Source organism: Streptomyces sp. NPDC051822 (genome assembly GCF_044452745.1).
Lineage (GTDB): Bacteria > Actinomycetota > Actinomycetes > Streptomycetales > Streptomycetaceae > Streptomyces.
In genome coordinates, this window is sequence record NZ_JBITBZ010000013.1 from 116,441 (window position 1) to 129,477 (window position 13,037).

A 13,037-nucleotide genomic window follows, 5' to 3' on the forward strand; every position below is an offset into this window, starting at 1 on the left:
GCTAGGCAGTGTCGCGGGGATGCCGGAGTCTGGCCGAGACCCAGCGGGCCCGGCGGCGCAGGATGCGCGAGATCCCCACGTCCTGCACGGTGTGCGCGCCGCCGGCGTCCGGCGGGCCACCCCCCTCGCGGGAACTCGGCGCGGCGGCCGAGCGGCGGTTGCGTGCTGTCGTGTCACCGTAGTCGTGCGTCCAGCCCATACCTCGACGTCTGCCCGTGGCCCAAGGTCGGTAACCGCCTGAGGGCCCGCCAATTGGAGTATGCGCGGGGCACATGGCCGTTCGAAGGAAGTCTGTACGCCTCTGCGGGAGAGGGGCCGTCAGCGGTCGGGCTCGGGGTCCTTCAGCCAGTTGACCAGCTCCGTGGAGAAGGCCACCGGGTCCTCCTCGTGCGGGAAGTGACCGAGCCCGTCGAAGAGCCGCCAGCGGTACGGCGCCTCCACGTACTCGCCCGATCCCGCCGCGCTCCTGGTCCGCATCACCGGGTCGAGGGAGCCGTGCAGATGGAGCGTCGGCACCCGCACCGGCCGCTTCATGCGCCGGTTGAACTGGATGCCGTCCGGGCGGGCCAGGGAGCGCACCATCCAGCGGTACGGCTCGATCGAGCAGTGCGCCGTCGACGGGATCAGCATCGCCCGCCGGTACACCTCGATCGCCTCGTCGTCCGCCTCACGGGGCTGCGGCCCCGACCAGTCCCGGATCAGCTCACCGACGAGCGCCGCGTCGTCCGCGACGAGCTGACGCTCCGGCAGCCACGGCCGCTGGAAGCCCCAGACGTGCGAGCCGGCCCGCGACTGGGTGAAGTCGGAGAGCATCGCCGACCGCCAGCGGCGCGGGTGCGGCATCGAGGAGACCGCGAGCCGGCGCACCAGCTTCGGCCGCATCACGGCCGCCGTCCACGCGAGGTACCCGCCGAGGCCGTGCCCGACGAGCGCCGCGTCCGGCTCGCCGAGCGAGCGCACGACGCCGGTGATGTCGAGGGCCAGGTTGGCGGGGTCGTAACCCCGGGGGGTGCGGTCGCTGCCGCCCACCCCCCGCAGGTCCATCGCGACCGCCCGGAACCCCGCGTCGGCCAGCGCGGGCAGCTGGTGGCGCCAGGTCCACCAGAACTGCGGGAAACCGTGCAGCAGCAGCACCAGCGGCCCGTCGCCCATCTCGGCGATGTGGAAACGCGCGCCGTTGGCGGCCACGTCGCGATGGGTCCAGGGCCCGTCGAGCCGTACGGGCCCGCCGTTGCCGTTGCTCTCGGAAAGGGTCATACGGACGAGCGTGCCACAGACTCGGCCTTCTCAAGGGCCGGGCGCTGGGCCGGACGGGGATGCGGCTTCGCGTTCTGCATGATCGCCGCGGTCTGCTTCGCGGAGGCGATGGACCTCTCCGGCGGCTTCACCTTCTTGAACTTGGCGACGGCGATCGCCCCGAGGAGGCCCGCGACCAGCACGTTGAAGGTGAACGACAGCAGGAAGCACCAGACGAGGTTCCAGCCCCCGTTGCCGTTGTGCCCGCCGGTCCAGGTGTTGATCGCGTACGCGAGCGCGAAGCTCAGCATCGGCAGCGAGAACAGCAGTACCACCAGGGCGCCGACACCCAGGATGCTGCCGATCCCGCCACGCTTGACATCCTGCCGCAACTCGGCCTTGGCCAGGGCGATCTCATCGTGCACCAGCGCGGACATCTCGGCGGTCGCCGAGGCGACCAACTGGCCGAGGCTGCGCTCGGTTCCGTCGAACGGGTCGCTCATCGGTGCTCCCTCTTCTCTTCTGCGGTCCGACTCAGATCATGCCGGACGGTCGGCCTCATCGCGCGGTGCCCCCGCCAGTCGGGCGCGCTCCCTGTGTTCGGCGGCCTTCCGTTCGTGGATCTCGGCCATCCGGAGGTGGTACGCCGGGTTGTCCTCCTCGTAGATGTCGGGGATGCCGTCCTCGTCGTCGTCGCGCTCCTCGGCGGCGACGAGCGACTGGTACCTGCGGACCCGCAGCTTCAGCAGGACGGAGGCGAGGACGGCCGCGATCAGGGAGCCCATCAGGACGGCGGCCTTCACCTCGTCGGTGAGGGCGGCGTCCCCGGCGAAGGCGAGTTCGCCGATGAGGAGCGAGACCGTGAAGCCGATTCCGGCGAGGGAGGCCACGGCGAACACGTCAGGCCAGGCCAGGTCGGGATTGAGCTCGGCCCGGGTGAAGCGGGCGGCGAGCCAGGTGCCGCCGAAGATGCCGACGGCCTTGCCGACGACCAGGCCGAGGACCACGCCCAGGGTGACCGGCTGGGTGAAGACGTTCCCGATCGCGCCGCCGGAGACGCCGACGCCGGCCGAGAAGAGCGCGAACAGCGGTACGGCGAGGCCGGCCGAGATCGGGCGCACGAGGTGCTCGATGTGCTCGCCGGGGGAGTGCTGCTCGCCGTCCCGGGTGGTGCAGCGCAGCATCAGGCCCATTGAGACGCCGGCGATCGTGGCGTGGATGCCGCTGTTGTACATCAGCGCCCAGATGACCAGGGCCAGCGGCACGTACACGTACCAGCCCCGTACGCCCTTGCGGAGCAGCAGCCAGAAGAGGACGAGGCCCGCGAGGGCGCCGCCGAGCGCGGCGAAGTTCAGGTCGCTGGTGAAGAAGATCGCGATGATCAGGATCGCGAAGAGGTCGTCGACGACGGCCAGGGTGAGCAGGAAGGCGCGGAGCGCGGACGGCAGCGAGGTGCCGATGACGGCGAGGACGGCGAGCGCGAAGGCGATGTCGGTCGCGGTGGGCACGGCCCAGCCGTCCATCGAGCCGTTGCCGACGGCGTTGACCAGGACGTAGACGAGGGCGGGTGCGGCCATGCCGCAGAGGGCGGCGACGACGGGGAGCGCGGCGGCCCTGGGGTCGCGCAGTTCGCCCGCGACGAGCTCGCGCTTGAGTTCGATGCCGGCGACGAAGAAGAAGATCGCGAGGAGGCCGTCGGCGGCCCAGTGCTGGATCGACAGGTCGAGGCCGAGGGCGGCCGGGCCCAGGTGGAAGTCGCTGACGGACTCGTAGCTGTCGCTCAGCGGGGTGTTGGCCCAGATGAGGGCGGTGACGGCGGCGACGAGGAGCAGTACGCCGCCCACGGTCTCGGTACGCAGGGCGTCGGCGAGGTGGCGCCGCTCGGGCAGGGAGAGCCGGCCGAGGAACTTGCGGTCATCGGGCTTGCGGTCGTCGGTCGGTGCGGGCGCGGCCACGGGGATCCTCCGGTCGGGCGGGCAGGACGAATCACATTGCCGACCAGACTTCCCGGCGCACCTAGGTTCTCTTGTCGCGTCTCTGACGCGATCTTTACCTTACCTAACGAGCGCGGGTGGCGTCCGGCGGGACTCACTTTAGGGAGCTTTGCCCTGTTCGTCCCGTCGGGTGGGGCGAGACGCGAACGCCCGCCCCCATGAACTCGGGGCGGGCGTTCGCGGTGTACGGGCCGGGCGTTCGTGCGGGCCCGGGCGTTCGTGCGGGCCCGGGCGCTCGTACGGGCCGGGCTCAGTCCTCGCTGGAGGCGGCCGGCAGCTGGGTCTGGATGAGCGACATGACCGAGGAGTCGGTCAGCGTGGTGACGTCACCCAGCTCCCGGTTCTCGGCGACATCGCGCAGCAGACGGCGCATGATCTTGCCCGAGCGGGTCTTCGGCAGCTCCGCCACCGGCAGGACCCGCTTCGGCTTGGCGATCGGGCCGAGGGTCGCGCCGACGTGGTTGCGCAGCTCGGCGACCAGGCCCTCGTCCTGGCTCGCCGTGCCGCGCAGGATGACGAAGGCGACGATCGCCTGGCCGGTCGTCTCGTCGGCGGCGCCGACGACGGCCGCCTCGGCGACGGCCGGGTGGGAGACGAGGGCCGACTCGACCTCGGTGGTCGAGATGTTGTGCCCGGAGACGAGCATGACGTCGTCGACCCGGCCGAGCAGCCAGATGTCGCCGTCCTCGTCCTTCTTGGCCCCGTCACCGGCGAAGTACTTGCCCTCGAAGCGGGACCAGTACGTGTCGATGTAGCGCTGGTCGTCGCCCCAGATGGTGCGGAGCATCGACGGCCACGGCTCGGTGAGGACCAGATAGCCGCCGCCGCCGTTCGGGACCTCGTTGGCCTCGTCGTCGACGACGGTGGCCGCGATGCCCGGCAGCGGACGCTGGGCGGAGCCCGGCTTGGTCTCGGTGACGCCCGGCAGAGGCGAGATCATCATCGCGCCGGTCTCGGTCTGCCACCAGGTGTCCACGATCGGGGTCTTCCCGGCGCCGATGTGCTCGCGGTACCAGACCCAGGCCTCGGGGTTGATCGGCTCGCCGACGGAGCCGAGGACGCGGAGGCTGGAGAGGTCGAACTTCGCGGGGATGTCGTCCCCCCACTTCATGAACGTGCGGATCGCGGTCGGCGCCGTGTAGAGGATCGTGACGCCGTACTTCTGCACGATCTCCCAGAACCGGCCCTGGTGCGGGGTGTCCGGGGTGCCCTCGTACATGACCTGCGTCGCGCCGTTGGCCAGCGGGCCGTAGACGATGTACGAGTGCCCGGTGACCCAGCCGATGTCGGCGGTGCACCAGTAGACGTCGGTCTCCGGCTTGAGGTCGAAGACGGCGTGGTGGGTGTACGCGGCCTGGGTGAGGTAGCCGCCGGAGGTGTGCAGGATGCCCTTCGGCTTCCCCGTGGTGCCCGAGGTGTAGAGGATGAAGAGCGGGTGCTCCGCCTCGAAGGCCTCCGGGGTGTGCTCGGCGGACTGGCGGGCGACGATGTCGTCCCACCACACGTCGCGGCCCTCGGTGAAGGCGGTCTCCTGGCCCGTACGGCGGACCACGAGGACGTGCTCGACCTGCGGACACTTGGCGACGGCCTCGTCGATGGCCGGCTTGAGGGCGCTCGGCTTGCCCCGGCGGTAGCCGCCGTCGGCCGTGACGACCAGCTTGGCGTCGGCGTCCTGGATGCGGGAGGCGACGGCGTCGGCCGAGAAGCCGCCGAAGACCACCGAGTGGGCGGCGCCGACGCGGGCGCAGGCCAGCATCGTGATGGCGGCCTCGGGGATCATCGGCAGGTAGACGGCGACCCGGTCGCCCTTGCGGACGCCCAGCTCGGTCAGGGCGTTGGCCGCCTTGGAGACCTCGTCCTTGAGCTCGGCGTACGTGATCGCGCGGCTGTCGCCCGGCTCGCCCTCGAAGTGGATGGCGACCCGGTCGCCGTGGCCGGCCTCGACATGGCGGTCGACGCAGTTGTACGCCACGTTCAGCTCGCCGTCGGCGAACCACTTGGCGAACGGCGGGTTCGACCAGTCGAGCGTCTCGGTCGGCTCGGTGGCCCAGGTCAGGCGCTTGGCCTGCTCGGCCCAGAAGCCCAGCCTGTCCGCCTTGGCCTGCTCGTACGCCTCCGCCGTCACGTTGGCGTGCGCGGCCAGCTCGGCGGGCGGCGAAAATCGACGCTCTTCCCGAAGCAGATTGGCCAGGCTTTCGTTGCTCACGACATCTCCCTTTCCCAGGGCGTCCTCTGTGCGTATGTGTCCCGCGTCATAGCTCATCAGTCAGATGCCCGGGTGACAAGAGCCTCCGGACAATTGGTTTAGACCTGTTAGGCGAATGGCGTGCGGGGGCCCCTTCTTCCCGAGCGGTGGGAGAAGGGGCCACACAGTCTCACGGACGGGGGAAGCGGAAGGTTCAGGGCGCGCGGGTTCCGGCCGGACGCGCGGGCGCGGTCGGAGGCGAGGTGTCCCGAGCGCCCGTGCGGTCAGGACGCGCGGGCCGTCTCCAGCGGGTCCGTCGGCATGACCTGGGTGAACACGTCGTCGTAGCTGTGCACCTCGTCCGTTCCCGAGAGCAGGTACGCCTGCGCCTCGCCCACGTGGAAGTACATGCCGTGCAGCGTGAGCGTGCCCTCGGCGAGCCGCCGCGCCACCGGCTCGTACGCCCGCAGGTGATCCAGCTGCTGCACCACGTTCGTCAGGCAGAGCTGCTCGACCGCGTCGGCCGGAAGGCGTCCGGAGATCCGGGCCCAGGCGTGTCTCCTGCTCACCATCCGCTCCAGACTGGGCCGGCCGTGGCGCAGCCACCGGCGGAGCGGGGTCGGCGGATCGTCGGGACCGCCGCTCAGGAGGGCCTGCATCGCACCGCAGCCGGAGTGGCCGCAGACGGTGATCGACGCGACCCGCAGCACCTCCACCGCGTACTCGATCGCCGCCGCCACCGAGTCGTCGCCGCTCTCCTCGCCGGGGAGGGGGACGAGGTTGCCGACGTTGCGCACGGTGAACAGGTCGCCGGGGCCGCTCGACGTGATCATGCTGGTGACCAGCCGGGAGTCGGCACAGGTCAGGAACAGCTGCGAAGGCGTCTGGCCCTCCCGGGCGAGTCGCGCCAGCTCGTCCCGTACGAGCGGGGCCGTGTTCCGCTGGAACTGGCCGATTCCGCTGGCCAGATGCAGCCCCGTCGCCCGCCGGGGCTCGGCCGGCTCCGTCGACTCGTCGGGCACGTCCGGCCGGTCGGCCGGCTGCTCCCCGCACTGGTGGTTGTGCCACGGCGTCCAGGGCCGGCAGCAGGTGTGATCGGCGGCGGCCGACGCGGTGGCGGTGGCCGGCTCGGCGATCCGGGTGCCGGACGGGCCTGTCGTCTCGACCGTACCGCCGTGGGCGAGGTGCCCGGCGGTCCAGTCGCTCAGCGTCTCGTACGCCGCGTGGTCCATGAAGGACCCGTCGAGCTCGACCACCACGTCCGACCCGTACGGCAGTTGGTGCAGGGCGCGGCTCAGCCGGGGGACGGCGAGGAAGGTCAGCTGGCCCCGCACGCGCAGCAGGTGGCGTCCGTCCCCGTCCTCGCGGGTGATCCGGGTGCGGGCGAGCCGGTGCAGGGCGACCGCGACGGCCACGGCGATGCCGAGGGCGACGCCCTCCAGGATGCCGACGAGGACCACGCCGGCCACCGTCACCGCGTAGACGACGACCTCGCGGTGCTGCGTGACGGTACGGATGTGGGTGATGCTGACCATCTGGATGCCGACCACCATGACCAGCGCGGCGAGCGAGGGCAGCGGGATCAGGTCGAGCAGGGGAACGAGCAGGAGGGCCGCGAGCACGATCCACAGGCCGTGCAGCATCGTGGAGGCGCGGGTCTGCGCGCCCGCCGACACGTTGGCGACGCTGCGGACCGCGACACCGGCGACCGGCAGCCCGCCGAGCGCCCCGGACACCACGTTGGCCGCGCCCTGACCGGCGAGTTCACGGTCGAGAGCGGCACGCGGAACACCCTGCCCGCCGTCCGGCCGGGCGGCGACCAGCTTGTCGACCGCCACGGCGGACAGCAGCGACTGCACGCTGGTCACCAGCGTGATCGTCAGCACCCCGGCCGCGATGCCGAGCGCCGGGCCCTCGGGCAGGCCGGGCAGGGCGTGGCTGCTCCAGGACGGCAGGTCGACGCGGGGTACGGCGATTCCGGCGAACGTCGCCACCGCCGTGGCCCCGGCCACCGCGACGAGCGCGGCGGGAAGCTTCCGGGCGAGCCGCCCGGCGCGGCCCGGCAGCCGGGGCCAGCACAGCAGCACGGCCACGGTGAGGGCGCTGAGGGCGAGGGCGGCCGGGTGGAGGTCCGCCAGCTGGGCGGGCAGACCCAGGACGTTGTCCACGGCGGAGCTCTGCGGGGTGCCGCCGAGCACGATGTGGAGCTGGGCGAGGGCGATGGTGACGCCGATGCCGGCCACCATGCCGTGCACGATCGCGGGGGAGACGGCGAGCGCCGAGCGGGCCACGCGGAGTGCGGAGAGGGCGAGTTGGGTGAGTCCGGCGAGGACGGTGATGGCGCAGGTGGTGCGCCAGCCGTACCGCTGGATGAGCTCGGCGGTCACGACGGTGAGGCCGGCGGCGGGGCCGCTCACCTGGAGCGGGGCGCCTCCGAAGCGCCCGGCGACGATGCCGCCGACGGCGGCGGCGACCAGACCGGCCTGGAGCGGGGCTCCGGTGGCGAGCGCGATGCCGAGCGAGAGCGGCAGGGCGATCAGGAAGACGGCGACCGAGGCGGACAGGTCGGCGCCGGCGATGCGGAAGCGGCGGGGTCCGTCCGGCGGACTGTGGGGCCGCTGGACCTCGGGCCTGTTGGTGATGCGGTCAGGGGTGCAGAGGGTCATTCCCGTCTCCTCCGGGGCAGCGCGGTCGCGGTTCGTGCGGGACGAACTGGGGGGCTCGCGGCCGTGGGTCACGGCGTGCAGCGGCGGGATTCCGGCGGGACCCCGCCCAGGGCGAGGATCAACGCTCGGTAAATGGATCGTAATGGAGAGTAAAGTCTCCGGCATTATTTTCGGGGCAAACAGGGCAATGATTCACCGGTTCCGGTGATAGGTGAACGGATTGCCGCTTGTCGTTTCATCTCCCCAGGGGGAGTGGTGCGACGTTGACGCGGCTCGTACGGAACGTGCTCTGAGGAGAGGTGGGCGGATGCCAGCCGCCGGGAGAAGGACCGCAGTCCACAAGGCAGTCCCCAGGAAGTCGCTCGCCGCCGGTGCCCTCGCCGTCGCCCTGATCACCGGCCTCGCCGGCTGCTCGGGCTCCGACGGCGACGCCACGAAGGGGACGCCGGGCGGCGGGGGCGCCAAGAAGGGGCCGGCAGCGGCCCCGCCGAACGCGGTCCGGCTGATCGGTGACGGCTCCACGGCCTTCACCGGCGCCCAGCCCCACCAGCCCGTCTGGCAGCGCCTCAAGCCGGGCGAGACCCCGCCGCAGTTCGTCGTCTTCTCGTGGGACGGCGCCGGCGAGGACAGCCAGAAGCTCTTCTCGCACTTCCGCTCCGTCGGCAAGAAGTACGACGCCTCCATGACGTACTTCCTGAGCGGCGTGTACCTGCTGCCCGAGGAGAAGCGGAAGCTCTACGAGCCGCCGCAGCACAGGGCCGGGCGCTCCGACATCGGCTTCAACGACACCCAGGGCATCCGCGCCACCGTCCGCGAACTGCGTGCCGCCTGGCTGGAGGGCAACGAGATCGGCACCCACTTCAACGGGCACTTCTGCGGGAAGGAGAGCGGCGTCGGCAACTGGTCGGTCGAGGACTGGATGAGCGAGATCAACCAGGCCAAGTCCTTCGTCAAGAACTGGAAGACCAACGCGGGCCTGCGCGCGGAGCAGCCGCTGCCCTTCGACTACGAGAAGGAACTCGTCGGCGCCCGCACCCCCTGCCTCGAAGGCCGGAAGAACTTCGTGCGGGCGGCGGCGCAGATGGGCTTCCGCTACGACACCAGCGGTGTCAACGACCAGATCTGGCCCAAGAAGGACACGGGCCTCTGGGACCTCTCGATGCACCTCGTGCCCGTCCCGGGCCGCGCCTTCCAGACGCTGGCCATGGACTACAACTTCCTGGTCAACCAGTCGCCCGGCACCACCCAGGGCGACCCTTCCCAGCACCGGTACTGGGGCGACCAGATGCGGGACGGCCTGGTGCAGGCCTTCGAGCGCTCCTACCGGGGCAACCGCGCGCCGCTCGTCATCGGCAACCACTTCGAGTCCTGGAACGGCGGCACGTACATGCGGGCCATCGAGGAGACCATCGCCACGGTGTGCGTGCAGAAGGACGTCAAGTGCGTGTCCTTCCGGCAGCTCGCCGACTGGCTCGACGCCCAGGACCCCGACGTCATCGCCAAGATGCGCACCCTGAAGGTCGGCGAGGCCCCGCCGGGCGGATGGGCGGGCTTCCTCGCGGCCCCGCCGGCCGTCCCCGCGGCGGGCGCCGGGCAGGCCGCACGGCCCTGACCCCTTCGCACGGCACGAACCCCGGGGTCGACCTGCGCCGGCAGGTCGGCCCCTTCGTGGGCCGTGACGCCGTCAGCCGAGGCCGGACGCGGCGGCCATCGGGTCGCCGAGCACGAACTCGGGGTCGACCTGTGCCGCCAGATCCGCTCCCGTCTTGGCGTTGCCCCAGCTCTCCGCGTTGCGCAGGTGGAAGTGGACCATCTGGCGCGTGTAGCGGTCCCAGTCGCGGTCGGCGTACGAGTCGTCCGCCGCGTCCTGGAGGGCCTGGAGCGACATCCGGTTCTCCGCCTCCAGGTGCTCGAAGTGGTGCGGACGGCCCTTCTCCATGGCACGGACCCAGTCCGAGTGGCCCACCGTCACGAGCAGGTCGTCGCCGACCTCCGCGCGCAGGAAGTCGAGATCGTCCTCGCCCTGCACCTTGTTGCCGACGACCTTGAGCGCGACGCCGAAGTCCCGCGCGTACTCCTTGTACTGGCGGTAGACCGAGACGCCCTTCCGGGTCGGCTCGGCGACCAGGAAGGTCATGTCGAAGCGGGTGAAGAGACCGGAGGCGAACGAGTCCGAGCCCGCGGTCATGTCGACGACCACGTACTCGTCCGGGCCGTCCACCAGGTGGTTGAGGCAGAGCTCCACCGCGCCGACCTTCGAGTGGTAGCAGGAGACCCCGAGGTCCGACTCCGTGAAGGGGCCGGTCGCCATCAGGCGGATGTCGCCGTCGTCGAGCCGGACCGGTCGCGCGCAGGCCTCGTAGACCGGGTTCTCCTCGCGGACCCGCAGCAGCCGAGAACCCTCCCCGGGCGGGGTCGTCTTGATCATCGTGTCGGCGGAGACGATCCGCGGGTTCGTGCCCCGCAGGTACTCCTTGATGAGCGGCAGGTGCGCGCCCATCGCGGGCAGCGCGGCGGCCTCCGCGTCGGGCAGGCCGAGCGCGGCGCCCAGGTGCTGGTTGATGTCGGCGTCGATGGCCACGACAGGAGCTTCGTTGGCGGCGAGGTGGCGGATGAAGAGCGAGGACAGCGTGGTCTTACCGCTGCCGCCCTTCCCCACGAAAGCGATCTTCATGTTCACCTAGGGTAGCGGCACGAACGCGGCCTGTGGTCAAGGTGCGTGAAGAAGGCCACTCCATCGTGGGGCGGAGGTCCGGGGCGCGTAGCCTCCCTACCTATGAGTACGCACGCCTCTGACCCCTTGGCCGCCCTCGGCTCCCTGCCGGGCGTCGCCGACGCGGTGGACTCCGTACGCAAGGCCGTCGACCGGGTCTACGGCCACCGTGTGATGCGGCGCCGCAGCAACGAGATCTCCTCCGAGGCGGCCCTGCGCGGCGCGCGCGGCTCGGCCGCCCTCTCCGGCGCCGACTGGGCCCTGGAAGAGGTCCGCCGGCGCACCGACTTCGGCGCGGATCCCGAGGCCCGCACGGTCGGGGCCGCCCTGCGGCTCGGCGCCGAGGCCGGGCAGCTGCTCTCCATCTGGCGCCAGTCTCCGCTGCGGGTGCTCGCCCGGCTCCACCTGGTCGCCGCGGGCGACCCGGGCTCGGGCGCGGCCGGCGCGGGCGTGCCCGGCGACTCCGTGGGGCGGCCGCGGCTGGACGGCGAGACGGTCGACGAACCGCTCGTCACGGCCCCGCTGCCGTCCCCCGACGAGGTCGCGGGACGGCTCGAAGGGCTCGCGGGGCTGATCGTCGCGGGCAGCGAGGCCCCGGCGCTCGTGACGGCCGCCGTGGTCCACGGCGAGCTGCTCGCGCTGCGCCCCTTCACCTCGTACAACGGGCTTGTCGCGCGGGCGGCGGAGCGGATCGCGCTGGTCGGGAGCGGCCTCGACCCCAAGGCGGTGTGCCCGGCGGAGGTCGGCCACGCGGAGCAGGGGCGGGCGGCGTACCTCGCGGCGTTCGAGGGGTACCTCTCGGGGACCCCGGAGGGCGTCGGCGGCTGGATCGCGCACTGCGGGCGCGCGGTCGAACTCGGTGTCCGTGAGTCGACGGCCGTCTGCGAGGCGCTTCAGCGCGGCGCGGCCTGAAATGGGTTGCGGCGGTACCAGTTCTGGTACCGCCGCTGGCACGTCCACCCAGTTACCATGCGTCCTCGATATGTGCCCATCAGGCCGGGGTGCTTTGCCCTTGGCCTGGTGCGGCTGGCCCGTAATCGACGGGTCGACGTCGCGTGGGTGCTTGGTTTCTGTGCTAGGTCCGTGGGGCCTTCATGCTCAACAGGTGATCCTCTCGGATGTCCTCGGTCTCGCGGGCCTGATTCCTTTCTACTCCTGTCCGAGTGGAAGCGAAAGTGCTGGCTCCGCTTCTTTGCTCCTCAATCAAATCCGGGCAAAGGCCTCGGCCGGGCGAGGGGCCCGCGCCGCCTGGCGCCGGCGCGAGGCGTACCAGACCAGTCCGGCGCCCAGGGCCGCCGCACCGACGGCCGCCGCCGCGACGAGCGTGGGGCGGGGAGGCATCCGGAACGCGGGAAGCCGCTGCTTCAGCCGCACCGGCTTCTCGAAGGCCAGAACCGGCCATTCCCGCGCAACGGCCTCCCGGCGCAGCGCCCGGTCGGGATTGACCGCGCACGGGTGCCCGACGGCCTCCAGCATGGGGATGTCCGTCGCCGAATCGCTGTACGCGTAGCAGCGCGAGAGGTCGTAGCCCTCCGACTCCGCGAGATCGCGGACCGCCTCGGCCTTCGTCGGCCCGTAGGCGTAGTACTCCACCTCCCCGGTGAAGCAGCCGTCCTCGCCGACCACCATCCGGGTGGCGACGACCCGGTCGGCCCCGAGCATCTCGCCGATCGGCTCGACGACCTCGGCGCCGGAGGTCGAGACGATCACGACGTCGCGGCCCGCGGCGTGGTGCTCCTCGATGAGGGAGGCCGCCTCGTCGTAGATGATCGGGTCGATCAGGTCGTGAAGGGTCTCGGCGACGAGCTCCTTCACCTGGGCGACGTTCCAGCCTTTGCAGAGCGCGGAAAGATATTCGCGCATCCGCTCCATCTGATCGTGATCGGCTCCGCCCGCCAGGAAGACGAACTGGATGTACGCCGTCCGCAGGGCGGCGCGGCGGCTGATCAGTCCGCCCCGGTAGAAGGACTTGCTGAAGGTCAGCGTCGAGGACTTCGCAATGACCGTCTTGTCCAGGTCAAAGAAGGCGGCTGTGCGCGGCAAGGAGTGGTTTTCCACAAGGCTGAGCATAGGTGGCGGCCATTCGGCGTACGCTGGGGCGTGTGGGTTTGCCTGAGAAGGCTCTCGGGTACACCATGGAAGTCACGGATCGTTCGCGACCGTGCTAACCCGGCCCGGCTCCTCCCCCCCCCGAGTCGGCCGGAAAGACGACCCCCGCTCTCCCCCCCGGCGGGGGTCGTCGC

At 71.4% G+C, this 13,037-nt stretch carries 10 protein-coding genes; 2 read left to right on the forward strand and 8 right to left on the reverse strand.

The genetic code is table 11. The features are described 5' to 3' along the window. Position 1 precedes the first annotated feature (1 nt). The 6 genes from ACIA8N_RS31560 to ACIA8N_RS31585 form a co-directional block, all read right to left on the reverse strand. Positions 2-199: a hypothetical protein gene (locus ACIA8N_RS31560; RefSeq protein WP_030554412.1), complete on the reverse strand. Its 198-nt coding sequence runs from the start codon at positions 197-199 to the stop codon at positions 2-4. Positions 200-318: 119 nt separating this feature from the next. Continuing rightward, on the reverse strand, positions 319-1,257 hold the full coding sequence (locus ACIA8N_RS31565) for an alpha/beta hydrolase (protein WP_365781927.1): 939 nt from the start codon (positions 1,255-1,257) through the stop codon (positions 319-321). Further along, positions 1,254-1,739, reverse strand: coding sequence for a phage holin family protein (locus ACIA8N_RS31570; protein ID WP_365781929.1), 486 nt, complete (start codon positions 1,737-1,739; stop codon positions 1,254-1,256). Before ACIA8N_RS31570 ends, ACIA8N_RS31565 begins: the two co-directional genes overlap by 4 nt. 36 nt (positions 1,740-1,775) lie before the next feature. Continuing rightward, positions 1,776-3,191 carry a Na+/H+ antiporter NhaA gene (gene nhaA, locus ACIA8N_RS31575; protein ID WP_365781931.1) on the reverse strand — a complete coding sequence of 472 codons (1,416 nt, stop codon included), beginning with the start codon at positions 3,189-3,191 and terminating at the stop codon, positions 1,776-1,778. 289 nt (positions 3,192-3,480) lie between these two features. Beyond that, positions 3,481-5,436 carry an acetate--CoA ligase gene (gene acs / locus ACIA8N_RS31580; protein WP_365781933.1) on the reverse strand — a complete coding sequence of 652 codons (1,956 nt, stop codon included), beginning with the start codon at positions 5,434-5,436 and terminating at the stop codon, positions 3,481-3,483. A 263-nt stretch (positions 5,437-5,699) separates the two neighbouring features. Further along, positions 5,700-8,081 (reverse strand): SulP family inorganic anion transporter, encoded by a 2,382-nt coding sequence (locus ACIA8N_RS31585; protein ID WP_365781935.1) that lies wholly within the window; start codon positions 8,079-8,081, stop codon positions 5,700-5,702. Between the two features lie 307 nt (positions 8,082-8,388). On the opposite strand from ACIA8N_RS31585, the gene ACIA8N_RS31590 reads away from it, so the two are divergent. Then, positions 8,389-9,693, forward strand: a complete 1,305-nt coding sequence (locus tag ACIA8N_RS31590; RefSeq protein WP_365781937.1) for a hypothetical protein — start codon at positions 8,389-8,391, stop codon at positions 9,691-9,693. 72 nt (positions 9,694-9,765) lie between these two features. On the opposite strand, the gene ACIA8N_RS31595 is transcribed toward ACIA8N_RS31590, so the two are convergent. Continuing rightward, positions 9,766-10,755, reverse strand: a complete 990-nt coding sequence (locus ACIA8N_RS31595) for an ATP-binding protein (RefSeq protein ID WP_365781939.1) — start codon at positions 10,753-10,755, stop codon at positions 9,766-9,768. A gap of 102 nt (positions 10,756-10,857) precedes the next feature. On the opposite strand from ACIA8N_RS31595, the gene ACIA8N_RS31600 reads away from it, so the two are divergent. Further along, positions 10,858-11,706 carry an oxidoreductase gene (locus tag ACIA8N_RS31600; protein ID WP_365781941.1) on the forward strand — a complete coding sequence of 283 codons (849 nt, stop codon included), beginning with the start codon at positions 10,858-10,860 and terminating at the stop codon, positions 11,704-11,706. A gap of 291 nt (positions 11,707-11,997) precedes the next feature. Here the strand turns inward: ACIA8N_RS31600 and ACIA8N_RS31605 are convergent, their stop codons facing one another. Further along, positions 11,998-12,864, reverse strand: a complete 867-nt coding sequence (locus tag ACIA8N_RS31605; protein WP_365781943.1) for an HAD-IB family hydrolase — start codon at positions 12,862-12,864, stop codon at positions 11,998-12,000. Positions 12,865-13,037 lie beyond the last annotated feature (173 nt).